The 23544-nt window shown below is 60.3% G+C and carries 22 protein-coding genes; 10 read left to right on the top strand and 12 right to left on the bottom strand.

What is annotated here, in order from left to right; all coding sequences use genetic code 11:
- Positions 1 to 4 precede the first annotated feature (4 nt).
- Together lon and ACXWTF_RS10095 are read right to left on the bottom strand one after the other, a co-directional pair.
- The gene (gene lon / locus ACXWTF_RS10100) at positions 5 to 2428 is read right to left on the bottom strand and encodes an endopeptidase La (protein ID WP_461714867.1); all 2424 of its coding nucleotides are present in this window, start codon (positions 2426 to 2428) and stop codon (positions 5 to 7) included.
- The gene (locus tag ACXWTF_RS10095; protein ID WP_461714866.1) at positions 2428 to 3180 is read right to left on the bottom strand and encodes an outer membrane protein assembly factor BamD; all 753 of its coding nucleotides are present in this window, start codon (positions 3178 to 3180) and stop codon (positions 2428 to 2430) included. Before ACXWTF_RS10095 ends, lon begins: the two co-directional genes overlap by 1 nt.
- 247 nt (positions 3181 to 3427) lie before the next feature.
- Between ACXWTF_RS10095 and ACXWTF_RS10090 the strand changes: the two genes are divergently transcribed.
- Positions 3428 to 4924 carry a DEAD/DEAH box helicase gene (locus ACXWTF_RS10090; RefSeq protein ID WP_461714865.1) on the top strand — a complete coding sequence of 499 codons (1497 nt, stop codon included), beginning with the start codon at positions 3428 to 3430 and terminating at the stop codon, positions 4922 to 4924.
- Positions 4925 to 4927: 3 nt separating this feature from the next.
- Here the strand turns inward: ACXWTF_RS10090 and ACXWTF_RS10085 are convergent, their stop codons facing one another.
- The 3 genes from ACXWTF_RS10085 to gspG are packed head-to-tail and all read right to left on the bottom strand — an operon-like array spanning position 4928 to position 7148.
- Complete coding sequence (locus tag ACXWTF_RS10085) at positions 4928 to 6142, bottom strand: type II secretion system F family protein (RefSeq protein ID WP_461714864.1); 1215 nt, start codon at positions 6140 to 6142, stop codon at positions 4928 to 4930.
- 9 nt (positions 6143 to 6151) lie between these two features.
- Positions 6152 to 6718, bottom strand: coding sequence for a prepilin-type N-terminal cleavage/methylation domain-containing protein (locus ACXWTF_RS10080; RefSeq protein ID WP_461714863.1), 567 nt, complete (start codon positions 6716 to 6718; stop codon positions 6152 to 6154).
- Positions 6696 to 7148, bottom strand: coding sequence for a type II secretion system major pseudopilin GspG (gene gspG / locus ACXWTF_RS10075; protein ID WP_461714862.1), 453 nt, complete (start codon positions 7146 to 7148; stop codon positions 6696 to 6698). The genes ACXWTF_RS10080 and gspG overlap by 23 nt, the downstream gene beginning before the upstream one ends.
- 130 nt (positions 7149 to 7278) lie before the next feature.
- On the opposite strand from gspG, the gene ACXWTF_RS10070 reads away from it, so the two are divergent.
- Genes ACXWTF_RS10070 through ACXWTF_RS10030 form a run of 9 tightly spaced genes read left to right on the top strand, consistent with a single transcriptional unit; the run spans position 7279 to position 15363 of the window.
- Positions 7279 to 8208, top strand: coding sequence for a hypothetical protein (locus tag ACXWTF_RS10070; protein WP_461714861.1), 930 nt, complete (start codon positions 7279 to 7281; stop codon positions 8206 to 8208).
- Complete coding sequence (locus tag ACXWTF_RS10065) at positions 8192 to 9148, top strand: hypothetical protein (protein WP_461714860.1); 957 nt, start codon at positions 8192 to 8194, stop codon at positions 9146 to 9148. Before ACXWTF_RS10070 ends, ACXWTF_RS10065 begins: the two co-directional genes overlap by 17 nt.
- Complete coding sequence (locus tag ACXWTF_RS10060) at positions 9141 to 9548, top strand: hypothetical protein (RefSeq protein ID WP_461714859.1); 408 nt, start codon at positions 9141 to 9143, stop codon at positions 9546 to 9548. Before ACXWTF_RS10065 ends, ACXWTF_RS10060 begins: the two co-directional genes overlap by 8 nt.
- Complete coding sequence (locus tag ACXWTF_RS10055; protein ID WP_461714858.1) at positions 9545 to 10075, top strand: hypothetical protein; 531 nt, start codon at positions 9545 to 9547, stop codon at positions 10073 to 10075. Before ACXWTF_RS10060 ends, ACXWTF_RS10055 begins: the two co-directional genes overlap by 4 nt.
- Positions 10059 to 10868 carry a PDZ domain-containing protein gene (locus tag ACXWTF_RS10050; protein ID WP_461714857.1) on the top strand — a complete coding sequence of 270 codons (810 nt, stop codon included), beginning with the start codon at positions 10059 to 10061 and terminating at the stop codon, positions 10866 to 10868. The genes ACXWTF_RS10055 and ACXWTF_RS10050 overlap by 17 nt, the downstream gene beginning before the upstream one ends.
- A complete protein-coding gene (locus tag ACXWTF_RS10045) occupies positions 10852 to 12759 on the top strand; it encodes a secretin N-terminal domain-containing protein (RefSeq protein WP_461714856.1) in 1908 nt (635 codons plus the stop codon). The genes ACXWTF_RS10050 and ACXWTF_RS10045 overlap by 17 nt, the downstream gene beginning before the upstream one ends.
- 2 nt (positions 12760 to 12761) lie before the next feature.
- Complete coding sequence (locus ACXWTF_RS10040) at positions 12762 to 14276, top strand: GspE/PulE family protein (RefSeq protein WP_461714855.1); 1515 nt, start codon at positions 12762 to 12764, stop codon at positions 14274 to 14276.
- Entirely contained in the window at positions 14276 to 14749 is a 474-nt protein-coding gene (locus ACXWTF_RS10035; protein ID WP_461714854.1) for a prepilin-type N-terminal cleavage/methylation domain-containing protein, read from the top strand. Before ACXWTF_RS10040 ends, ACXWTF_RS10035 begins: the two co-directional genes overlap by 1 nt.
- A complete protein-coding gene (locus tag ACXWTF_RS10030; protein ID WP_461714853.1) occupies positions 14746 to 15363 on the top strand; it encodes a type II secretion system protein in 618 nt (205 codons plus the stop codon). The genes ACXWTF_RS10035 and ACXWTF_RS10030 overlap by 4 nt, the downstream gene beginning before the upstream one ends.
- Positions 15364 to 15373: 10 nt before the next feature.
- On the opposite strand, the gene dxs is transcribed toward ACXWTF_RS10030, so the two are convergent.
- From dxs to ACXWTF_RS09995, 7 genes are all read right to left on the bottom strand, one after another.
- Positions 15374 to 17200: a 1-deoxy-D-xylulose-5-phosphate synthase gene (dxs, locus tag ACXWTF_RS10025; RefSeq protein ID WP_461714852.1), complete on the bottom strand. Its 1827-nt coding sequence runs from the start codon at positions 17198 to 17200 to the stop codon at positions 15374 to 15376.
- Between the two features lie 74 nt (positions 17201 to 17274).
- The gene (locus ACXWTF_RS10020; RefSeq protein ID WP_461714851.1) at positions 17275 to 18141 is read right to left on the bottom strand and encodes a hypothetical protein; all 867 of its coding nucleotides are present in this window, start codon (positions 18139 to 18141) and stop codon (positions 17275 to 17277) included.
- 12 nt (positions 18142 to 18153) lie between these two features.
- Positions 18154 to 19248 (bottom strand): histidinol-phosphate transaminase, encoded by a 1095-nt coding sequence (hisC, locus tag ACXWTF_RS10015; protein WP_461714850.1) that lies wholly within the window; start codon positions 19246 to 19248, stop codon positions 18154 to 18156.
- Positions 19245 to 20327: a prephenate dehydratase gene (gene pheA / locus ACXWTF_RS10010; protein WP_461715089.1), complete on the bottom strand. Its 1083-nt coding sequence runs from the start codon at positions 20325 to 20327 to the stop codon at positions 19245 to 19247. Before pheA ends, hisC begins: the two co-directional genes overlap by 4 nt.
- A 20-nt stretch (positions 20328 to 20347) precedes the next feature.
- On the bottom strand, positions 20348 to 21133 hold the full coding sequence (locus ACXWTF_RS10005; protein ID WP_461714849.1) for an HAD-IIA family hydrolase: 786 nt from the start codon (positions 21131 to 21133) through the stop codon (positions 20348 to 20350).
- A gap of 3 nt (positions 21134 to 21136) precedes the next feature.
- The gene (gene lysA, locus ACXWTF_RS10000; RefSeq protein ID WP_461714848.1) at positions 21137 to 22351 is read right to left on the bottom strand and encodes a diaminopimelate decarboxylase; all 1215 of its coding nucleotides are present in this window, start codon (positions 22349 to 22351) and stop codon (positions 21137 to 21139) included.
- A gap of 94 nt (positions 22352 to 22445) precedes the next feature.
- Positions 22446 to 23519 (bottom strand): LptF/LptG family permease, encoded by a 1074-nt coding sequence (locus ACXWTF_RS09995; RefSeq protein ID WP_461714847.1) that lies wholly within the window; start codon positions 23517 to 23519, stop codon positions 22446 to 22448.
- Positions 23520 to 23544: the final 25 nt, after the last annotated feature.

Genomic DNA, 23544 nt, shown 5'->3' with positions numbered 1-23544 from the left:
GGGCTTATTCCGGAAGGAGTGTCAGTTTGAGGACCTCTTCGATCCGTTCGACCGGAACGATCGTGACGCTCTCTTTGACCTCATCCGGAATCTCGTCGAGGTCGCGCTCATAGTTCTTTTTCGGGATCAGCGCCGTATGCATCCCCGCCTTGTGCGCGGCGATCAGCTTCTCCTTGAGCCCGCCGATAGGCAGGACGTTACCGCTCAATGACACCTCGCCCGTCATGGCGATCCCCGCGCGGACCGGCTTGTTGCTGAGGATGGAAGCGATCGCCGTGCTCATCGCGATCCCCGCGCTCGGCCCGTCTTTGGGCGTCGCGCCGTCGGGGACGTGGATATGGAGGTCGTAGCGCTTGTACACTTCACTGGCGTCCAGCGTTATCTGCTCCTCCTGCTCTTTGAAGGTACGCGGGATCACGGCGTGGTCCACCTTCACCTTGCCGTTGTCGATCTGCGTCTTGACGACGCTCATCGCGATACGCGCGGACTCCTTCATCACCTCGCCGAGGCTGCCGGTAAGCTGCATCTGCCCCTTGCCCTTGATGCGGATCGTCTCGATCTTGAGCACGTCCCCGCCGACGGCAGTCCAGGCCAGCCCGTTGACAACGCCGACGCGGTTGACGTTGTCGGTCTTCTCGATCTCGAAGACCGTCTTGTCCATGAAATCTTTGAGGTTCTTGACCGTCACCGAGACTTTGCCCTGTGCCGGATCTTCCAGGATCATCTTCGCCGACTTGCGGGCGATGTCGGCGATGCGGCGGCGCAGGTTGCGCACCCCGGCCTCGCGGGTGTAGCTGTGGATCAGCTCCTTCATCGCCGGGGCGGAGACCGTCACCTCCTGTTTTTTCAGGCCGTGCTTTTTCAGCTCCTGCGGCAGCAGGTAGCGCTTGGCGATCTCGAACTTCTCCTGCGGGGTGTAGCTGCTCACCCCGATAAACTCCATCCGGTCGCGCAGCGGGGCCGGGATGCGGCCGACGTCGTTGGCCGTCGCAATGAAGATCACCTGGCTCAGGTCGAGGTCGAAGTTGACGAAGTAGTCGCGGAAATGGCTGTTCTGTTCGGGGTCGAGGATCTCGAGCAGCGCCGCCGTCGGGTCGCCGCGGTGGGACATCCCCACCTTGTCGATCTCATCCAGGACGACGACGGGGTTCATCTTCTTCGCGTCGATGATCCCCTGAATAATCCGGCCCGGCATCGCACCGATATAGGTACGGCGGTGGCCGCGCAGTTCGTTGACGTCCTCAAGGCCGCCCAGGGCGATCCGCACGAGCGGACGCTTGAGGGCGGTGGCAATGGAGTTCGCCAGGGAGGTTTTCCCCACGCCCGGAGGGCCCGCGAAACAGAGAATGGCGCTGCTCCCTTTCTGCGCGCTCTTGCCCCGCAGCTCCATCAGCTCCTTGACGGCGAAGAACTCGCTGATCCGCTTCTTCGGTTTTTCGAGGGAGAAGTGGTCGGCGTCGAGCTGGGACTCCACGTTCTCGATCTTGAGGGCTTTTTTGGCGAGTTTGCCGAAGGGGATCTCCAGCACCCACTCGAGGTACCCCTGGATCATCCCCGCGTCGGCGGAGTCGGGGTGCAGGCGCGCATAGCGGTCGAGCTGTTTGGAGATCTCTTTGTAGGCATCCTCTCCCATATGCTCTTTCATCCCCTCGAGCTGCTTGCGGTACTCGGCGATCTCCTCTTCGCGCTGGTTGTCGACGCCGAGCTCCTGCTGGATCTCTTTGAGCTGCTCTTTAAGGAAGTACTCCTTGTTGATCTGCTCCATCTTCGTGTTGACCTTGGTGCGGATCTCGCGCTGCAGCTTGCTCGCTTCGATCTCCTCGATCAGGTAATCAATGAGCAGCAGCAGGCGCTGTTCGGTATCGGCCTCGACGAACATCTCATAGGCGCGCTGTTTCGGCAGCTTGACCGTGCTGCAGATCAGGTCGGCGATGCGGTTGTACTCCTGGGTCTCCTCGATAGTGCGCAGCAGGTCCGGCGGGAAGAAGTTGCTCACCTGCGACAGGGAGCGTACCTTCTCCCGGACCACTTCCAGGATCGCGTCCATCTTGATCTCGTTGACGGGCTTGGGGTCGATGGTGTCGACCAGCACCCGCAGCGGGTCTTCGCCCCGCGCTTCCATCGCCTTGCCGCGTGCCAGCCCCTGGAAAAGGACCTTCACGCGGCCGTCGGGCAGCGAGACCTTGCGCATAATGGAACCGATCACCCCGGCGTCGTGGATGTTCTCAAGGCTGCGCTCGCCCTCCTGCCCCTCTTTCGTAGGGCAGACGATGACAAGCGAGTCATGCTCGATCGCATAGGTCACCGCCGCAATGTTCTCATCGTCTTTGAGAAACAGCGGCGAGATCATGAACGGGTAGAGGAACAGCCCGTCTTCGAAGATGACCGGCAGTTCGGTCGGGAAACTTGCATAGTGGTCCAGTTGCATTACTCTTCCTTCATATCGGTTCGGTTTTCATCCGCTGCAGCGTTGTAGCGGTGGCGGGAGACGACGCTTTGGGTATCGGGGATGATAAAGGCGTACCAGCTCGCGTGGCCGTCGCCTTCAAACATCCTGCGGTACCACGCCGTCTGCGCCGGGTCTACTTTGTTCCAGTCGATCCACGGCTGGGGCTTCTTTTCGCGGTAGAACGCGGCGGCTTTGGGCTTGTCCAGCCGGTCATAGAGCTCGGCGATCGACTCGTTCAGGGCCGCTTCGGCAAGATAGAGCCTTGTCACCATCGTATCGACGACGGGGGCGTACGTCGAACGGGGGTAGAGGCGCATGAAACGCTCGCCCTCTGCGATCGCTTCGTTGATCAGCCCCTGGTCGCGGCGCGGGTTCGGCAGGGCCATGTACTTGGCCTTGACCTTCATATACTCGGCATATTCGCGCTCGGCGGGGGTCGCGTAGCGTTTGATGTATTCGGTCAGGAAGTGCTCGGCCAGCAGGTACTCCTCCGACTGCAGGTGCGCGATCGCCATGATCATCGTCGCCTCGGGCAGCAGCGGCGACCCGATATGCTCGCTCTGCAGGGAGCTGTAGTAGTTGTCCGCCTTGTCCAGACTGCCGTCGGAAACCGCCGCGACCATCTTCTCGTACCAGTACGCGGCCGGTTTGTTATATTCATCAAGTTCTTTGGTACAGCCGCCGAAAAGGACCAGCAGCGTTAAAAGGGTTGCAATTGTCTGTTTTATCATTCTCTCCCACACGGGTTCCAAAAAGTGAAGCCATTTTAGCGAAAAAAGTTAAAGGGACGCGCCGCGCCGGCCCTGCACCCCGGTACACACCGCAAAATGCAAAAATTTCGCTATAATTGCATTCAAATTTACCGGGCCCGATCAAACTGTCCTTCCTGCTTTTTAAGCCGCTTCAGAAAATGCAACTCAATTTTTGATTCACTTCAGTCGCAACGATGGTTTAGCCGTGTCCGTTTCAAGAGAGAAAATGCAGACACCCCCCATCGAAACACAAGACGATACAGTCGCCGCACCGACGGCCTCCTTTGACGACTTCGGTCTTCGCCCGGAGATCCTCCAGAGCATCCGTTACGCCGGTTTCAAAGTCCCCAGCCCGATCCAGCAGCAGGCAATCCCCCTCGTCCTTGAAGGGCGCGACGTTGTCGGCCAGGCCCACACCGGGACCGGGAAAACCGCTGCCTTCGGCCTGCCGACGCTGAACCAGATGGCCCTCGACCGCGGTGTCGAGGCGCTGATCATCGTCCCGACCCGCGAACTGGCCAACCAGGTCAGCGACGAGCTCTTCAAATACGGCAAGAAGCTCGGTATTCACACGGTCACCGTCTACGGCGGCAGCTCCTACAACCGTCAGATCGGCCTGATCGAGCGCGGTGCGCAGGTCGTCATCGCGACCCCGGGACGCCTCAAAGACATCCTTGAACGCAACATGCTCAGCGATTTCGCCCCCTCCACCGTCATCCTTGACGAAGCGGATGAAATGCTCGACATGGGCTTCCTCGACGACATCAATACGATCTTCGACTTCCTGCCGACGGACCGCCAGACCCTGCTCTTCTCGGCGACGATGCCCAAGCCCATCAAAGCCCTCGCCGAACGCATCCTCGTCAATCCCGCTTTCGTCTCCATCACCCAGGAAGAGACGACCAACAAGGACATCGCCCAGCAGTACTACGTCATCGAGGAGAATGAACGCGACGACGCGATCATCCGCCTGCTTGACGCCGAAGAGCTGGAGAAGACCATCGTCTTCTGCCGCACCAAGCGCGAAGTCGACCGCCTCTCCAATGTCCTCTCCTCCGTCGGCTACAACGCCAACGGTCTGCACGGTGACATGGAACAGCGGCAGCGCGAATCGGTCATCAAGGGCCTCAAAGACAATGCAATCGATATTCTCGTCGCGACCGACGTCGCTGCCCGGGGGATCCATATCAACGACGTCAGCCACGTCATCAACTACCACATTCCCTTCGATCCCGAAAGCTACGTGCACCGTATCGGACGGACGGGGCGTGCGGGCCAGAAAGGGGTCGCCATTACCCTGGTCACCCCGCTGGAGTTCAAAGAGCTGCAGCGCATCCGCAAGATCGTCGGTACCCAGATGGCCCACTCCTATATCCCGACAAAGCAGCAGGTGCAGTCCAAGCAGATGTCCCGCCTCGTCGACGAGATCGAAAAACAGAAGATCTATGAAGAGGCGACCGAGCTGTTCAACGTGCTCTGCGACGACATGGACCAGACACAGATCGCCTACAAGCTCATCTCCCTTCTGATGAAGAACATGAACGTCAAAGGGCCGCAGAACATCGGTGTCCCCAAGCAGCGTCTGGACAAGATCATGGAAGCAATGGAGCGCAATGACAGAGGCGGACGCCGTGGCGGCAAACCGCGCCGCGGCGGCTACAACAACCGCCGGCGCAATGACGGCGACCGCAACCGTGGCGACCGCAACCGCGGCCGCCGCTAAGGTCTAGCCGATATTCATCGAGAAGATCGGCAGCAGCATCGCCGTGACGATGAAGCCGATCACCCCTCCCACCAACAGCATCAGCATCGGTTCCAGCAGCGAGAGGAAAAGCCCGATCTTGTCCTTGTTCTCCTCGAAATAGAGTTCGGAGAGGTTCTGCAGGATCGCCGTCACCTCGCTCGTCTCCTCCCCCAGCGCGATCGCCTGGGCAAAAGAGGGGTCGATCTCGAACCCTTCACGCAGCAGCGCATTGGAGAGCTTGGAGCCTTCGACGACCCGGTCGGATGCGTCGGCGAACTTGCGTTGGAGCACCTGGTTGTGCAGCACGTTCGCCGAGAGGTTGATCGTCTGCGCGAAAGGCACCCCCGAACGGATCAGCACCGACGCGATATAGGAGAAACGCCCCAGTTCCGACGTCTGCACGACCTGCCCGAAAAAGGGGAGTTTGAGCTGCAGCATATGCACGCCGAAACGGAAGGGGCGGTTGTACTTCATCGCCGAGGCGAAAAGCCCGATCAGTGCCACCACGCCTATCGCGAGCCCGAGCCAGTGGGCGGTAAAGAAATCCCCCGTCGCAATGACGAACTGCGTCACCGGCGGCAGCTCCTGGTCGAGCTGGTCGAAGATCCCCGTGATCTTCGGGACGACGAAGGTGATCATGAACGCCACCATGAAGATCGAGACGACGATGATGAATGCGGGGTAGGCGAAGGCACTTTTGATCTGCTTGGTGATCCGGTCCTGTTCTTTGAGGAAGATCGCCATCTCCAGCAGGACCTCCTGCAAAATCCCGCTCTCTTCGGAGACGCGGATCGACTGTTTGTAGAACTCCGGGAGCGCAAGGATATTCTGGCGCTCCAGCGCCTGGTAGAAGCTCTTCCCCTCGTCGAGCATCGTGATGATGCTGCTGAGGAAGTTCGTCATCTTCTTGTTTTTCGCGTACTGGTTGCGGGCCAGTTTCAGGGCGTTGACGATGGAGATACCCGATTTGATGTAGATGGAGAGGTCGCGGCTGAGAATGGAGAGCTCGTTCGCCCCGGCGACCCGCTTGCGCGTGAAATTCAGGCGGCCGACGGCGGCACGCTTCTCCACATCAAGCTTGGTATAGAAGATCCCCTGGGAACGAAGACGCTTCTTCGCCTCCTCCAGATCGGCGGCTTCGAGGACCCCTTTGGTCTTCTTGCCGTCTTGCAACAGGCCCCGGTAGGCAAATACCATGCTTCCCCCTTAAAAGTCGTAGACCCGTTTGTCGTCGGGTATCAGTTCCGTGCGGTTGTAGGCCGCCGCCGCATCCTCGAGCGTCTCGAAGCTCTGTGTCGGTTCGCCGTAGGCGTCGAAGAGGTAAAACCGCTCCTCGGACTCGACGATGTAGCTTGAGCTGCTGTCGTTCGCCCGCAGCGTGAAAGCGAAGCAGACGTTCACGGTATCCGTCTCCCCCTGCCGGACGGGCACGAACGTGTAGGGTTCAAACTGGCCGTAGCGGTCTTTGCGGTAGACGGTGGGTTCATGCTTGAAAAGCGCTATGTCCGCCCCCTCCACCGGCTGGCCGTCGACAACGACGCTGCACTGCGCACAGGGTTCCGGACAGATGAGCGAGACCGCCTTCTTCTCCGTCCGGAAAAGGGCAAGGTAGTCGCGCAGGGTCTCCAGCTTCACGGCCCCTTTCCCCTCCATCGGGGTACGGCCGCTAGCGAACTTGTTGATAAAGACGCCGTACAGAATGGCGATCAGTACGACGACCAGCAGCAGTTCGAAGAGGGTGAACCCCCGCCTACTGCTTGATGCACTCGGCATAAGTAATGTCTTTACTCTCCGCGCTGCCGCCCTCTTTGCGGTCTGCCCCCAGCGAGATCAGGTTGATGCCCTCCTCACCCGGAACATAGATATAGCGGTTCTTCCAGGGATCTTTGGGCAGGATGCCCTCTTCAAAGTAGCCGCCCGAAGCGTAATTGGGGTACTTCTCCGCATCCGGGTTCTTGGCCAGGGCCTCCAGCCCCTCCTCCGCGTCGGGGTAGCTGCCGTTATCGAGCCGGAACATATCGAGGGCGTTCTTGATCCCCTTCATCTGGACACAGACGAGTTTCTGTTTCGCCTGTTCGCTCTTGCCGATCAGGTTCGGCATGACCAGTGCTGCGAGCAGCCCCAGAATAATGATAACGATCATCAGCTCCATCAACGTAAACGCCCCGCGGGCCGCACCCCGGTAGACTCTATTGCTCTGCATGCACATCCTTGGACCCTTCGCGTCATACGGTATCACTCCGCCTCACGAAAGATAATTTTTTCGGCGATTATAGTATACTTAAAATAAACAGAGATAAAATGCTGGGCCAAAGCACGAAAAGAGGTATGATTTGCACCGAAAAGGGATAGCGCTGCTGATGACGCTCGCCTTCGTTACCGCCATTGCAGCTCTGATCGCCGTCGGGGGAAGCATCCTGCAGCGGGGGTACAGCCAGACGGAAAACAAAGCGTTCCTTGTACAGAGCAACACCCTTCTTCCGCGTATCTACACCATTCTGAAACAGAATACGGGGGATATCAACGACTCCGACACCCTCGATATCCTCCTGAGCGTGCCCCTCTTCTTCGAGAACAAACGCAACGGCATGATGATGGACATCACCTTCGCTTCCGATGCCGGAAAAGTCAACATCAACCACCTTGTCAAAAGTAACAGCGAGGTTACAGCGGACCCCTATACTCCCCTCCCCCTCGATACTGCGGTAGAGGGGTACCTGGAGCGTATACTAAGCGTTTACAATGTTTCCGATACCATTCTGCTCATTTCCATGGTAGCGGACAGTATTGATATGGACACCAACGAACGTTTCCCGGGCTCGGAACTCAGCCTGAAAGACCCGGATTTCACCCAGGGGCACCTTTATGACATGCCGCACTTCAAACAGGTGCTCGATGCCTACAAAGCGGTGACCTTCGATTTCACCGTCGACGAGATCCCCTGGAAGCACCTCATCGGCTTCCGCAACGAGACTATCGATTTCAATCATATCGAACCCGACACCCTCCACTTCATCGATCCTGCCATCGACCCGGCGACCCTGGCGGAGATGACGACCCAGCGGCTTGAAACCTACGCCTCCCTCGACACCCTCCCCCTCGAACCGGAGACAAGGCAGCTACTCGAAGATCTCGGCGTCGCCTTTTACGCCCCCAACGTGGTCGGTACCATGAACCTGATGAGCAAAACCCGTCAGACCACCTACAGCTTTACCTACAATCTAGCCAACCAGAAAGTGAGCGAAATTGCAGTTTCCAATTAACTTCTCCCGACCGGAAACGCCCGTAACCACCCTGTTCCTCGACAAGGAGGCACAGCCTGTCGACGTGCAGGGGAAGGTGGACCTGGTCCTCTCCCCGTCACTGTACTGGTTCCGCACCGAGGCGCTGCCCGTCAAAACGGTCTTCCAGGCCAAAAAACTCGTCCCCTCCGTCTTTGACGCCATCATCCCCGAGGGCAGCTACAGCTACCATGTGCTCAAACGCGATGAGACCTTCTGGCTCTTTGCCTACAGTGAAGAGCAGATCATCGACGCCGTTACCCGTTCGGGCATCCGTCCCACCGATATCCGGCACATCTACTTTGCCCAGACCGAATGCGTCGCCCTGCAGACCCCCCTGCGTCTGGGCGGAACGCGGATCCTCTCCAGCGTCGACGGCGTCGTCACGGAACTGCCCGCCCGGTACGCCGCCGAGGCCGAGGATGCGCGCCGCTTTTTCGAGACCCATGCGCGCAAAGGACCCGCCGTCGGCATCACCCTCTACCACAGCACCCTGCTGGACAAGAAACAGTTCAAGCGCCTCAGCATCGTCGCCGCCGTTTTCGCCCTGCTCTACGGCATCGAATACTTCACCGCCCGCGCGCACCTGGCCGACGTGCTCGAGGAGCAGGAGAAGATCGCAGACACCTACCGCCTCCCCCAGACCTCTTTCGAACGCGACGGCCTTATCAACGCTCTGGAGAAGAAACAGAAGCGCCAGATGCGGCTCCGGGAGGCGGCCAAGGCCCTCTTCGCGCTGCCCGCCGATGCGGATAACCGCCTGGAGCGCCTGACCCTCACCCCCCGGAGCCTGAGCGTCGCCGCCCGCTTCAAGGAGCCTGCAAAGGCCGAAGCGTTCAAAAAAGCGCTGAAACAGATCGGGACCGTCACCTCGGAAAAACGCAAGGGTGATACCCTCTACCTGGAGGTGGCGTATGAATAAGATCAATATCGTCTACGTCTTCGGCGCCGCCCTTTTCCTGGCCCTGCTGATGTTCGTACAGAGCAGCCGGACGGAACACGCCGTCGGTAGCGCCCTCAAAGCGAATGCCGAAACGGCACGGCTGGGCAAGCAGATCCGTACCGTGCAGCAGCAGTGGGATGACAGCAAACAGATCCAGCGCCGCATCGACGCCATTTTGACGCAGGGCGAATTCAAACGCTATGTCGACCGGAAAAACAAAAACGGCCGCACCTACCAGGTACAGTTCACCCCGCTGCCGGCGCAGACCTTTGACCGCCTGACGACGAAACTCTTCAACACCCCGGTCACGATCTCGAAAATGACCGTCAGCCGGGGCGGCGACCAAAACGTCAGCCTGAGCATGGAGTTTGCCCTGTGAGCCGCCTGAAAATGCCCCTGCTTTATACCGCTGCCTTCGTGCTCTTCCTCCTCGTATTCCTGCCGAAGACGGCCCTCTACCATGCGGCGGAGCAGCAGCTCAAGCCCCTCGGCCTCGCCGTTGCCGCCGAAACCCCGGTGGACCGCGGGTTCGACTTCGTTCTTGAGGGCGGCAGCCTCTACTTCGAGGATCTGCACGTCGCGGACCTCGAACGGCTCACCGTGACCCCCTGGCTGCTGTACAACAGCGTCCGGATCGCCCCTTTCGCGTTCAGCCCGGATATGGAGGGGTTCACCCCCGCCGGCGTCGACGGCATCAACATCACCTACTCCGTGCTGGATCCGCTGCACATCCGCCTCGAGGGTTCGGGGGAGTTCGGCAGCGTCACCGGCCAGGTGGCCCTGACGGAGCGCAAGGTGACGGTGGATCTGACTCCTTCCGCCGCCCTGCGCGCCAAGCGTCCCTTCTGGCTGAAACAGCTGCGGAGTATCGAAGGAGGGGCATACCGCTATGAAACAACGTATTAATCCTCTCTGGGTGCGGCGCTTTATCGTCCTGGCCACCCTCGCCGCCGTCGCCAAAGCCCTGATGCTCGTCCTGGCGACCCAGCTGCCCTACGGGGGCGTCGAACCGGCCGTCGCCCCGGGGGACAGCCTCACCTACTCCCGCTACAGCCCGTCGCGTCTTTTCGGGATCGAAGCGCAAAAAGCCGTGCCGACAAGCGGCGGCAAGCAGACCGAGGTCTACCGCCTCGACGCCCTGACGCTGCGCGGGATCTACCTTGAGGAGACCAACGCCTTCATCCTCGTCGAAGAGGGAACCAAAACCGAGCTCTTCTCCATCGGCGACCGCTACAAGCGTTATACCCTTGTCGACATTCTCCCCTCCAAGGCCATCTTTGAAAAGGACGGGCAGCGTTACGCCCTCGCCTTCAAAGAGGAGAGCAGCGCAGGGCTCCAGTCGGCAACGGTCCCTCCGACGTCCGTCGTCTCCCAGAACGGCTTCACCTCCATCAAGCGCAAGGAAGTGCGTTACTACACCGAACACTTCGACGCGATCTGGAAAAACGTCAAGATCCAGGAGGTCTACAAGAACAAGAAGCTCACAGGCTTCGAGGTCAAATGGATCAAAAAGGATTCGATCTTTGCTAAAATGGGACTACAGGAGCGCGACATCATTACCGGCATCAACGGCAAACCCCTCACCTCCGTGGCAGAGGTGCTCAAACTCTACAAGAACATGGACCAGATCGACAACCTGACCCTGGATATCCAGCGAAACAACACAGAAAGGCAGCTTGACTATGCAATTTACGACTAAACTCCTCACCCTGCTCGTTGCGGGGGCCCTGGCGTTCGGCACTGCCGCGGCCGCACGCGAACAGGTCAACCTGAAGCTCCAGGACATCAAGATCGAGGAGCTGATCAAGATGGTCGGCAAAGCCAACGGCAAGAACATCCTGCTGGACAAACCGATCCCCGGCACCGTCAACTTCGTCTCCTCCACCCCGATCTACAAAGACGAGCTCTTTACGATTCTGCTCTCCGTGCTGAACAGCAAGGGCTTTACGATGGTGCAGGAGGGGAGCTACCTCAAGATCGTCCGCCAGAACGTTGCCGTCAAGGAGAACCTGCCGATCAACACCCGCAACAGCTCGGCGCTGATGCAGACGCGCTTCGTCTCCGCCAAGAACGAGAACATCGACGTCATCGCGGCCAAGGTGCGCCAGTTCCTCTCCCCGGCCGGCAAACTCCTGACGATCAAAGAGAACAATATGATGATCGTCAGCGACACCCCGGGCAATATCGGCGTCATTGAAACGATCGTCAAAAAGATCGACCGGGACCAGGCCAAGGACGTCCGGGCTGAATTCATCCAGCTCTCCAGTGCCAAGGCGAGCCGCCTGGCCGCCTCCATCACCAAGATCGCCAAGGCGATCATCAACCAGAAGGTCGAGAACAACAAAGTCGAGATCCTCAGCGACGACGCCACCAACGCCATCATTATTCTCGCCACCCAGGAGAATATCGACAAGCTGACCCCGCTCATCAGCCGTCTCGATGAGAAAGACGACTCGACCAACCAGCGTCTGACGATCATCCCGCTGGAAAACAGCGAAGCCAAGAACGTCGTTGCTTCCCTGCAGGCGGTGCTGGACAAGAAAAAGTACGCCAAGGAGGCCGACAAGCCGACGGTGAGCGTCTATGACGAACTCAATGCCCTCGTCGTCTCCGGCCTGGAATCCGATATCAACGATATCCGTGCCATGATCAAAATCCTCGACGTTGAAAAGCCGCAGGTCTTCGTCAAGGCCCGCATCGTCGAAATCAACCAGAACATGGCCGACAGCATCGGGGTTAAATACGGCCTTGCCGGCGGCGCGGTCACCGATGCCGGCCTCTTCACCTTCGCCGCGGACCTCGGCGGCTCGGCCATCGCCTTCGACGGCGGCGGGCTGATCAACCTCAGCAGCGCCACTTTCGACTCGGGGATCGCCTTCGGCGCGACGATCGATTTCCTTGCCAGCAACGGCGCAGCCAATACCCTCTCGCAGCCGACCCTGCTCTGTGTCAACAACCAGGAGTCCTCCATCTACGTCGGGCGCACGGAGCCCATCGTCACCTCAACGGCCCAGGCCGCCGATACGACCTCCGTCGCACGCAACACCTACACCCGTGAAGATATCGGTCTGACCCTCAAAATCAAGCCTCGCCTCTCCCAGGGGAACAAGGTGACGCTCATCACGACGGCCAAGCTCGAGGACATTCTCAACAGCTCCGTCCCCGGCCTGCCAAGCACGACCAAGCGCGAGGTCGTCACGACGGCCATCGTCAGCAATGGCGAAAGCGTTATCATCGGCGGCCTGATCTACGACAAGAACCGCGACGAAGCACAGGGGATCCCCCTGCTGCGCGACATCCCGCTCATCGGCGGCCTTTTTGACTGGAAATACACGACCCATGAAGAGATCAACCTTGTCATCGTCCTGACACCGTTTATCGTCCGCAACAACGAGGATATGCCGAAGGTCCGCAAGATGCTCCAGGAGCTCGACGCTATCCAATCCAAATACGAAGAGCTGATCGAAGAGAAGCTCGAAGAGCGCAAAGAAGAGCTTGACAAGGATGCCTCTGACAGTGACATGTCCGGTGCCGCCCAACCCGCCGCGTCGGGCAGCGCTCTCTCCGTCATCACTCCGGCCAAGCGTTAACCATGCTGAACATACCCGAACTCGAAGGGGTCGACCTCAAACCCCACCCGCTTGAATCGGTGGACCTGAACCTCAGCCTGCGCAGCTACGTCCTGTTCAGCGAGATCGACGGCGAGGTCCATATCGTCCTCTCCCGCGCCCACCTCTCCCAGTCCTTCGATTTCCTCGCGAAGTTCGACCTCGACCTCCCCCTCGTCATCGTCGACGCCGACTCCTTCGACCGCCTCTACAACAAGTTTCTCGAGATCCGTACCGACTCGGAGCTCAGCGGGATCGAACAGGAGCAGGAGGAGATCGAAGAGGAGGAGATGTCGCTCTCGGACTTCCTGCACACCTCCTCAGACCTGCTCACCAGCGAAGAGTCCGCCCCCGTCATCAAGTTCGTCAACGCCCTCTTCTACCAGGCGGTCAAACAGCGCGCCTCGGATATCCACGTCGAGGTGCACGAGTACAAGGGGGAGGTCCGTTTCCGGGTCGACGGTGCATTGACCAAACACGCCGACATCGAGAAACGGGTCGCCAACCTCATTATCAGCCGTATCAAGGTCATCTCCAACCTCGACATCGCCGAAAAACGCATCCCCCAGGACGGCCGTACCCACGTCAAGATCGCGGGCAAGACCCTTGACGTCCGGGTCTCCGTCCTGCCGACCTACTACGGCGAACGGGTCGTCATGCGGATGCTGATGCAGTCCGAGGACATCCCCCACCTCGAGGGGCTCGGCTTCGACCATACGCTGACGCGGCAGCTGGATGAGATGCTCAAACACTCCCACGGGATCATCCTCGTCACCGGACCGACGGGGAGCGGGAAGTCCACGACGCTGCACGCTTTCTTGCAGCAGGTCGCGACCCCCGACATCAACATCATCACCGTCGAGGACCCCGTCGAATACAAGGCCGACAACATCAACCAGGTCCAGACCAACGCCAAGGCCGGCCTCACCTTCGCCTCGGGACTGCGCTCCATTTTGCGCCAGGACCCCGACGTCGTCATGGTCGGGGAGGTCCGCGACAGCGAAACGGCCGAGATCGCCATCCAGGCGGCCCTGACCGGTCACCTGGTCTTCTCCACCCTGCACACCAACAACGCCACCGCCTCGGTCACCCGTCTTGTCGATATGGGCATCGAACAGTTCCTCATCAGCTCCTCCCTGCTGGGGGTCCTGGCCCAGCGCCTCGTGCGCAAACTCTGCCCCGAATGCAAACAGCAGACCGTGCTGACCGACGAATATGCCGAAGAGCTCGATCTGCCGAAAGGGGCGGTCGTCTTCGAGGAGCAGGGCTGCAAAGCGTGTAATTACACGGGCTACGCCGGCCGCCAGGCGATCGGGGAGTTCTTCGAGATGACCGATGAACTTGTTGCCATGCTCAAAGACCAGGTCAACGACCATGACCTGCGGGCCAGGGCGATCGCCCTGGGGATGACCCCGCTCTCCAGCCAGCTCAAGACCCTGCTGCTCGACGGCACAACGTCCCTGCACGAGATCATCCGCGTCGGGGTCAAGGACGCCTGATGCGTCCCGCCTTCACCCTCGTCGAAGTGCTGGCCGCCGTGGCGATCGCAGCGATTGCGGGCGCGGCCCTGCTGAAAATGAACAGTTCAAACCTCTTCTTCCTCGGCCAGCTTGAACAGACCTCCCGAATGACCGAGGATCTCGCCGTCGCCTCCCTGCATGCCGACAAGGGGTTCCACCGCAGCGACAAGGCGCTGTACGACCTGCTGCGCGAGAGCTATACCATCGAAAACGACGATCTGCGTACCTATTTGAAATCCCAGCAGTTCCGTTACACGGAGACCCTCGTCGATACCATCTCTTTCGACACCGGGATGCTGACCGAAGGTGCGGAAACCGGTGAAACCTTCGACAGCAAGGATATCCAGGCGGCGGGGGCCGTCCCGCCCATCCAGTTCGAGCTGATCCAGGTGACGCTCAGTGCCGAACGCCGTCACGGCTCCATTCTCACGATCAGGCCAATGCCCCAATGAAACGTACCGCTTTTACCCTGATGGAACTGCTGATCTCCGTCGTATTGATCGCCATGCTCGCGCTCTTCCTATACGGCGCCCTCGGCGGCAGCCGCGCGAGCAACCAGACCATGAAAGCCCACGCGGATGCGGAAACCAGACGGCTTAAACAGTTTACGCTGCTCTACCGCGACTGCGTCGAATCCTACGCTTTCGGCGTGCTTTCCACCAACGACAAGCACTACCAGGTGCTGCAGCTGCAGACGAAGAACTCCCTCTACGGTATCGCCGCCCCCTACGTGACCTATTTCGTCCACGCGGAGACCCTGCAGCTTGTGCGCCTGGAAGCCGCCTTTCCCATTACCCTGCCTGTGCCCTACGATGACAGGGAGCGGATCCACGTCAACGTTATCGAGAGTGATGTGACCGACTTCAATATCTATACAGGGAAAGGGAACGAGACGGCAGACGCCAACGCTACCGCCGCTACCGGCGACACTGCGCCTGTTGCCGCCACGGGGACGGAGGCGTCAACCACGGTACTGAAAGGGGGGGAGCGCACAATCAACTCCCACCTGCTCTACCTGAAGACCAAGGGGACGCAGCAGCCGCTGCTGATGGAACTGGCGTTTTAGCGCTAAAGGGTTAGAGGCTTTCGCGGATACGTTCGGCGAGCTGTTCGGGGCGCAGCCCCAGTGACGTTTCCACCTTCAGCGTCGCGCCGTGGGTAATGAAGGCGTCTGCATATTCAAAGCTCTGCAGACGGACATCCACGATCCCCTCCGCGGCGAGCCACTCCAGCAGGGCACTGCCCACACCACCCGCGGCGGCAGAGTCGCTGAAGACATACCAGCGCTTGTGGCGTGTTGAGAGCATTTGAAGCAATTCCGTATCAAGGGGCTTGACGAAGCGCAGGTCCAGCAGGGCCGCCGGCATCCCCAGCTGCTCCAGGGTCTGCGCCGCACGGCCGACCCCGTTGCCGTACCCGATCAGCAGGATGTCGCTCTGTGCCTCGATCAGCAGCTCCGCCTTGCCGTATTCAAAAGAGACAGACTCGGGCAGCTCCGCTTCCAAAAAAGCTCCCCGGGGATAACGGAGCCCCAGCGGACGCTCAAAGGCCGCCGCGAAGGCGACGGCCTGGTGCATCGACTTTTCGTCCCGCGGCGCGCAGAGCGTCATGTTCGGGATGGCACGCAGGAAGCTGATATCAAAGACCCCCTGGTGCGTCTCGCCGTCTTCGCCGACGATGCCCGCACGGTCCATTGCGAACACGACCGGGAGGTCCATCAGGCAGACGTCGTGGATCACCTGGTCGTACCCGCGCTGCAAGAAGGTGGAGTAGATCGTACAGAAGGGTTTGAACCCCTCCTTGGCCAGCGCCCCCATCGACGTCACGGCGTGCTGCTCGGCGATCGCCACGTCCCAAAACCGGTCGGGGTACTTCTCGAGCAGGGGCGTGAGTCCGGTGCCGCTCGGCATTGCCGCCGTGACGCCGACAACCTTTTCATCACGCTCGGCCTGGTGCATCAGCGCCTCGGTGTAGATCTGGGTCGCACTCTTGCTCCCCCCGCTCTTCTTCCGTGAAATGCCGCTGTCGATGTCAAAGGGGCCGACACCGTGCCACTGCTCGTGCTGACCTTCGGCGATCTTGTAGCCCTTGCCTTTGACGGTCTGGGCATGGATGATCACCGGCTTTCCCATCGCGCGGGCGGTCTCGAAGGTCTCGACGAGACGCTTGATGTCGTGGCCGTCCACCGGGCCGATATACTCGATGCCCATCTCTTCGAACATGATGCCCGGGGTGATGAGCTTGAAGGACTCCTCGAACCGCTTGGCCAGGTAGTGCGCACTCTCGCCGAAGTGGTCCACGAAGGTCTCCGTGCCCCGCTTGATCTTCTGGTAGAGCGGGCTGGCCATGGCGGAACTGAGCATCCGGCTCACCGCCCCGATCGGCTTGGCGATGCTCATCTCGTTGTCGTTGAGGATGATCACCATCGGGTATTCGCGCTCGCCCAGTTCGTTGAGGGCCTCGTAAGCCATCCCCGCGCTCAGCGCCCCATCGCCGATCATCACGACGGGAATACGTTCGTGCTGTTCCCCCTTAAGTGCGATCGCCTTTGCAGCGCCGACCCCGAGGGAGATGGAGGTGGAGGAGTGCCCTGCAACAAAGTAATCGTGCTCGCTCTCCTTGGGCTTCGTATAGCCGCTGAGGCCGTCAAACTGGCGCAGGGTAGCGAATTCCTCCCAGCGTCCCGTCAGCAGCTTATGGGCGTAGGCCTGGTGGGAGACATCGAAGATGAAGGGGTCCTTGGCCGAATCAAACACTGCATGCATCGCCACGATCAGCTCGGTCGCCCCCAGGGTGGAGCTCAGATGCCCGCCGTTGGTACTGACCACGTCCAGGATCCGCTCCCGGATCGCGCGGCACTCAGCCTCCAGCGCTTCATAATCGTGTAGTGGTTTTTGATTCATCCTGTCCTCGTACAATGGCCTCTCCCCGAAAAAGGGAAAAAAAGGTGAAGCATATTAGCGAAAAGGGGCTATTATCAACCTTCTTCGCCCCGGTGCGCCTGCACGGCTTCAGCTTCGAGTAATCTGATCAGCCCCTCGTCGGGGTGCCCCCTGCGCAGTGCGTTCAGCAGCGCACTGCGCGTCGCGGGGGAGAGGCGCCGGTAGATGGCAAGCATCTTCGCCGTCGTCTCCGCGGGACGTACCCTTTTATGCAGCGCTTTCGCTTTCACCGCGAAGAGCTCCGCCACCCGGGTGCGGAGCCCCTCGTCGCAGCTGCCGCTGAAAGCCATCCGCTCCCAGACACGGTCACGTGCCTGCGCCGCCATCGATTCCATGGCGGCAGCGGCATCCGCCGTCGCCAGCCCAAGCAGGTAGACCGCAACAGTCTGGGGGTGTTCGCCCTCGAACAGCCGTGCCGTGACGGGGTCAGCATCGGCAGCCGATGGGATCTCGGAAGATGTCGGGACCGGCGGTGTCTCGTCGACCGGTCGGGCCGCAGACGGGCGCGGCTGCATGGAACGCAACAGCGCGGCAAGCCGCCGCAACGCCAGGGCCAACGCCCCGGACGTCGCCAGCAGCAGGAGGATCAATCCGCCCTGGGCCGCACGGTCGGGCTGCGGACGCGCCTGCCCCAGCGGGAGCCCCTGGCGCTGCAGACGGGCGGCATCATGCTCGTTCACGAGAATACTGCCGTCTTTTTGAACACGGTAGTCGGCGTCCAGCAGCTCCAGCCGCTCGATGAGCCGCCCCGTTCCGACCGGGTCGGCAATAGAGCCGATAGCGATATCCGTATGGACGAGGGTGCGGTACAGCATCCCCGCCAGCAGCAAGAAGCTGCCCAGCAGCAGTGCGGAGAGAAGGGCAGTTTTCGGCAGGGGTGAAAAACCTTCCGCGCCCTTCATCCCGCCCTCCGGTCAGACCAGCTCCGCAGCCAGGGCGAAAAAGCGGTCGTTCTCTTCGGGTTTGCCGACCGTGACGCGGATCGCGTTGAGCCCGTACCCGGCGAGGTTACGCACGATCACCCCCTGGCGCAGCAGGGCGTCGGCCACCTCGGTGGAGTTCTTGCCCTCCCCCAGGCAGAGGGTGACGAAGTTCGTATAACTCTCGATCGCCCGGATACCGTGCGCCTCGGCGAAAGCTTCGTAACGTGCCATCTCCTCAAAGTTCTTCGCGATGCTCATCTGCACAAACGCCTCGTCCTCCAGGGCCACAGAAGCCGCTTCAAGCGAGAGGGTCGTGATGTTGAAAGGCGGGCGGAGCTTGTAGAGCGCCGTGATGATATCGCGCTGCGCGATCCCGTACCCGACACGCATCCCCCCCAGCCCGTACGCTTTCGAGAAGGTCCCGAGGTAGAGCACATTTTCATAGGTCTCGATAAGTTCTTTGGGCTCGAGGGCCTTGCGCGCATCCTTGTAGCGGGCGTACTCCATATAGGCGCCGTCGACGATGACCAGGGTCTCCTTGTCGATCTTCGAGAGGAAGGCCTTCACCTCCGCCGCGTCCGCACTGTCCCCGGTCGGGTTGTTCGGCGTACAGAGGAAGATGATGGAGGGTTTATGCTCCAGGTAGAGCGCGTAGAACTCGTCGAGGTCATGTTCGCGCGATGCCGTGCGGATCACCTCCGCGCCGACGTGGTGCGCGTAGATCTCGTACATCGCGAAGGTGACGCTGTTGACAAGCACCTTGCTGCCCGGCCCCGCCTTGGCGTGGACGGCAAACTCGATCACCTGGTCCGAACCGGCACCGATGACGATTTCGTGCGGATCGACGCCGAAACGTTTCGAGAGCCCGTCTTTGAGCTTGTACATGGAGTCGTCGGGATAGAGCGCCATCTTGGAAACGATCGCACCGACGGCGTCCTGCACTTTCGGGGAGCAGCCGAACGGGTTCTCGTTGCTGGCGAGCTTGATAATATCCTTCGGCGCGATCCCGAATTCGCGAACGACAAGCTCGATCGGCTTGCCCGCCTCATAGACTTTGATGGCATCAAGTACGGAATTGAATCTCATTGTTCCCCTTCGACGTAGCTTCCCAGCCACGTCACTTCTTCGGTATATTTTTTCAGGACACGCTGCACGTTTTTCTCATCGATGTGGCCGTAGAAATCGATAAAGAACCAGTAACCGAAACCGGCACCGTTTTTGGCCGGACGGCTCTCGATCTTGCTGAGGTTGATCTTCGCTTTGTCGAAATCATGCAGGAAATGGACCAGGACACCGGCGCGCGTCGTCTTTTTGAGTTTGGCCAGGATCGAGGTCTTGTCATGGCCGCTCGGCACGTTTTTGAAATCGCTCAGGATGAAGAAGCGCGTCGTATTGTCGGTCACGTCCTCGATGTTCTCGAACAGCATCGGCACCCCGTAGAGCTTGGCCGCGATATGGCTGCAGATCGCCGCGGACTCCGGGTCCTTCGCGGCGAGGATGGCGGCCTTCGCCGTCGACTCGACGGGAATCTGCTCCACATCGTGCAGCCCATGTTCGTCCAGGAAGGCGCGGCACTGGCCGAAGCCCTTGTCCTTGGAGTAGATACGCTTGATCCCCTCAAGGTGCGGCGCCTTGGTCGCGAAAGTCATATGGATCGGCATGTAGAGTTCCGCCACGATCTTCACGGGGCTTGCCGCCAGCAGGTCGAGGGTCTCGCCGACGACGCCGTCGCGCCGGCTCTCGATCGGCACGACCCCGAACTTCGCCCGTCCGCTCTCCAGGGCCTTGAACACGCCGTGGATCGTTCCCATCGGAAGGTATTCGCTCATGGCGCCGAACCGGCTCTCCGCCGCCTGGTGGGTAAAGGTGCCTTCCGGCCCGAGGTAGGCGATGCGTTCGGGAAGTTCCAGGTTGCGGGCCACGGCGAAGATCTCCAAGAAGATCGCTTCGATCGCCCCGGCGTTGAGCAGTCCCTTCTGTTCAACGTTGAGCTCTTCGAGCCGCTTCAGAATCGCCCGTTCGCGTTCGGGGCGGTAGATCGGGGCACCGCTTTCGTTCTTGATCTCCCCAACGCGCTCCACCACGGCCATACGCTCATTGATCAGGGCCAGCAGCTTGGTATCGATGGCGTCAATGGCATCGCGGCACGCCTCGAGGGTGTCCAACGCTTTTATCGCTTCGCTTTTCACATCACACTCTTTCCGGACGGTATCTCAGTGATGTCATTATACACCACCGTCCCCGATTCTTCCCTGCGCAGCCGCGTCACAAGCGCGTCTTCGGGGCGCACTTTGCCGCTGAGCACCAGGGTCGTCCGCATCCCCATTGCCGCCGCACCGGTCAGATCGCCGTCGTAATCGTCACTGATCATCGTCACGCGCCCAAAGGCCGCCTCCGGAGAATGGATGCGCAGCAGACGCAGCGCCTCGCCGTAGAACGCCTCGGAGGGTTTGCCGACAACCGTAAAGGGGACGGAGGCGGCATAGGAGAGCATCCGCAGCAGCGCCCCCACCCCGGGGTAACGCGTTCCCTGTGTCGCGTAGAGTGTCGTGTCGTGCATCCCGACCAGGCGAGCGCCGTGCATCAGGAAGCTGATCATCTGTGCGAAATCCTCCGCCCCGTAGTCGGCCCGGACGGAGAGCAGGAGCGTTTGCGGCGCGGTGTAATCGCGTTCATACCCCATGGCGTCGAGTTGCGCCAGGAAGGTCTCGCTGCCGTAGGCTGCGACCCCCTGCTTCGGGACCTCCTTCTCCAGCAGCATCAGGGCATCCAGATAACGGCTCTGCGGGATGGCAAAACCGAGTGATTGGAGGTAGGTCAGGAAATCGCGGCTGGCGCGTTTCGTGTTGTTGGTGACGACAAGGTACGGGGTATGGGTGCGGTTGAGGGCGTCGATAAAGCCGACCGCCCCGGGGATGGGCGCCTGGGCCCGGTCATCGATCAGGGTGCCCTGAACGTCGACGAAGTACATGGCTCAGCCGAGGTATTTCAGCTCCGGCGCGACCAGGTCCTCGAACGTTTCCCGGTCCCGGATCAGACGGTCTGCACCCGCTTCGACGGCCACTTCCGCCGCGCGGCCGCGGGTATTGTAGTTGCTGCCCATGCCGAAGCCGTAGGCCCCTGCGCTGTGGACGACGAGCAGGTCGTTGTGCGCCATCGGCGGCAGCGGATACTCCTTGGCGAGGAAGTCCCCGCTCTCGCAGACCGGACCGACGATATCCGCCGGGGTCTCGTCGCCTTCATGCGCCGTCGCCGGGGCGATACGATGGTAAGCGCTGTAAAGACTCGGACGGATCAGGTCGTTCATCGCGCCGTCGACGACGACAAAACGCTTGGCCCCGTTTTGCTTCTCGTAGAGCACCCGTGTCAGGAAATAGCCGGCGTTGGCCGTCATGAAGCGGCCCGGCTCGCAGACGACGGTAATGTCCATTCCCGTCAGGGTCGACAGCACCGCCTGGGCGTAGTCGTACGGTGCGATCGTCGTTTCATCCTTGTAACGGATGCCGAGTCCCCCGCCGATGTCGAAGAACTTCAGCTCGATCCCGATGGCCGCTTTGAGGGAGCGCACGAGGTCGGCGACGATCTCGCTCGCTTCGCGGATCGGGTCGAGTTCGGTGAGCTGGCTGCCGATGTGGAAGTGGATCCCGACAGGCTCGATCCACTCCGAGGCGTTGGCACGGATGTACATCCGCTTGGCCGCATCGATCTCGACGCCGAACTTGTTGTCGTGCAGCCCCGTGGAGATGTAGGGGTGGGTCTTGGGGTCGATGTTGGGGTTGACGCGGATACTGATCCGCGCGACCTGCCCCAGCTCCTGCGCGATCATCTCGACACGGCCCAGCTCCGCTTCGCTCTCGAGGTTGATGTAGAGGATGTCGCGCTCGATCGCCTCGCGGATCTCATCATCACGCTTGCCGACACCGCTGAAGATCACCTTGTATTTGGGCACGCCCGCCATCATCGCGCGGCGCACCTCGCCGATGGAGACGCAGTCCGCACCCGCACCGAGGTCGGCGAACTGCTTGACGACGCTGAGGTTCGAGTTGGCCTTGACGGCGTAGGAGATGAGGGATTTACGGCCGCGGAACGCTTCTTTGAGCTCCTCGTACTGCGCACGCATTGCATCGAAATCGTAGACGTAAAGCGGTGTACCGTATGTCTCTGCCAGGGCGTTGAAGTCCATTGACATGCTTCCTTCTTTCGGGGCCTGGGTGACAGCTGCAGCGGCACCGTGCCCGGGAAAATTGTTGCGCGATAATAGCGAAAAAGGGATAAAGGGGGCGTTAGGAGTGTGCGTCGACCCCGTGCCCGTGGTTGCGGTACCAGAGGATCAGGGCCGCCGCGAAGAGCGCCAGGACCGGCATAACGATGCCCACCTCGCTGGGGATCGTTTTGTTGTTAGAGAGCTCGGTGAGCATAAAGAGAAAGGACCAGGTCATCATCGTCGCCAGGATCGCAATGAAACTGAACAGCGTAATGTTGAGGAAACGGGGGCTGATCGGGACGAAAAAGAAGATCAGGATGATCAGGCTCGGCACGAACAGCGGCGTAATAAAGATGCGGTAGAGCGCACTTTTGATCTTGTCGATATTGAGGTTCTCGCTCCCCAGCAGCAGCAGCGCATCGATCGCGTCGAGAATGGTGTAGTTCACCTTCCCCTCATACACCTGGTCGAGGATCTTCGGCCGGAACCCCTCGAGCATCATCAGATCCTGCAGCTGCGTCACGGTGATCCCCTCCCCCGCCAGGTTCAGGGCTTTGGGCTTTTGGAGCGACACGGCGTGGCTCAGGTGCCAATGTTCGTCCGTGTAGTAGGCCCCCTCGGCGGAAAGTACCTGCTGCAGCTCCCCGTTCTCATGGGTAAAGATACGGATATCCTCGGCGCGCTCCTGGAGCGGATAAAGCTTCCCGAAATAGACGTAACGGTCCTTGAAGGTGAAGAAGAGGTTGGAGGTCGGCTGCAGGTACTGCGCCGATCGGCGGATATTGTTCGCGTATTCGTCCGCCCGGGCGAACGAGGTCGCATGCAGGGCGATGTAGAGGGTCATGATCACCACGGCGACGCCGACAAAGGGTTTGATGACATCGGTTTTGTTGTACCCCAGCGCATAGATCGCCACCAGGGCGTTGGAGCGGATCAGAAAGATCTTCGTCGCGATCATCGCGAAGACCAGGGAGAGCGGCAGCAGCATATCGACGGCAAAAAAGGTTTTGTAGGTGAGATAAATGACGATAAGGTTCGCCGACTGCAGCTTGTCCGCACTCTCCATGTAATCAAACCCGACCATGAAAAAGACGAGGGCAAAAAGAATGACGGCGATGTATTTGAGATAGTGGTAGGCAATATAGCGGAACATCAACATCGCAGGCCCCTGAAAAATA

The organism is Thiomicrolovo sp. ZZH C-3 (genome assembly GCF_054862725.1).
This window is presented reverse-complemented; position numbering and strand designations above follow the sequence as displayed.

What these genes read in the sequence shown, in the direction of transcription:
- lon (WP_461714867.1), bottom strand. Translation starts at nt 2,428, where the DNA reads ATGCAACTGGACCACTATGCAAGTTTCCCGACCGAACTGCCGGTCATC.
- ACXWTF_RS10095 (WP_461714866.1), bottom strand. Translation starts at nt 3,180, where the DNA reads ATGATAAAACAGACAATTGCAACCCTTTTAACGCTGCTGGTCCTTTTC.
- ACXWTF_RS10090 (WP_461714865.1), top strand. Translation starts at nt 3,428, where the DNA reads ATGCAGACACCCCCCATCGAAACACAAGACGATACAGTCGCCGCACCG.
- ACXWTF_RS10085 (WP_461714864.1), bottom strand. Translation starts at nt 6,142, where the DNA reads ATGGTATTTGCCTACCGGGGCCTGTTGCAAGACGGCAAGAAGACCAAA.
- ACXWTF_RS10080 (WP_461714863.1), bottom strand. Translation starts at nt 6,718, where the DNA reads ATGCCGAGTGCATCAAGCAGTAGGCGGGGGTTCACCCTCTTCGAACTG.
- gspG (WP_461714862.1), bottom strand. Translation starts at nt 7,148, where the DNA reads ATGCAGAGCAATAGAGTCTACCGGGGTGCGGCCCGCGGGGCGTTTACG.
- ACXWTF_RS10060 (WP_461714859.1), top strand. Translation starts at nt 9,141, where the DNA reads ATGAATAAGATCAATATCGTCTACGTCTTCGGCGCCGCCCTTTTCCTG.
- ACXWTF_RS10050 (WP_461714857.1), top strand. Translation starts at nt 10,059, where the DNA reads ATGAAACAACGTATTAATCCTCTCTGGGTGCGGCGCTTTATCGTCCTG.
- ACXWTF_RS10045 (WP_461714856.1), top strand. Translation starts at nt 10,852, where the DNA reads ATGCAATTTACGACTAAACTCCTCACCCTGCTCGTTGCGGGGGCCCTG.
- ACXWTF_RS10040 (WP_461714855.1), top strand. Translation starts at nt 12,762, where the DNA reads ATGCTGAACATACCCGAACTCGAAGGGGTCGACCTCAAACCCCACCCG.
- ACXWTF_RS10035 (WP_461714854.1), top strand. Translation starts at nt 14,276, where the DNA reads ATGCGTCCCGCCTTCACCCTCGTCGAAGTGCTGGCCGCCGTGGCGATC.
- ACXWTF_RS10030 (WP_461714853.1), top strand. Translation starts at nt 14,746, where the DNA reads ATGAAACGTACCGCTTTTACCCTGATGGAACTGCTGATCTCCGTCGTA.
- dxs (WP_461714852.1), bottom strand. Translation starts at nt 17,200, where the DNA reads ATGAATCAAAAACCACTACACGATTATGAAGCGCTGGAGGCTGAGTGC.
- ACXWTF_RS10020 (WP_461714851.1), bottom strand. Translation starts at nt 18,141, where the DNA reads ATGAAGGGCGCGGAAGGTTTTTCACCCCTGCCGAAAACTGCCCTTCTC.
- hisC (WP_461714850.1), bottom strand. Translation starts at nt 19,248, where the DNA reads ATGAGATTCAATTCCGTACTTGATGCCATCAAAGTCTATGAGGCGGGC.
- ACXWTF_RS10005 (WP_461714849.1), bottom strand. Translation starts at nt 21,133, where the DNA reads ATGTACTTCGTCGACGTTCAGGGCACCCTGATCGATGACCGGGCCCAG.
- lysA (WP_461714848.1), bottom strand. Translation starts at nt 22,351, where the DNA reads ATGTCAATGGACTTCAACGCCCTGGCAGAGACATACGGTACACCGCTT.
- ACXWTF_RS09995 (WP_461714847.1), bottom strand. Translation starts at nt 23,519, where the DNA reads ATGTTCCGCTATATTGCCTACCACTATCTCAAATACATCGCCGTCATT.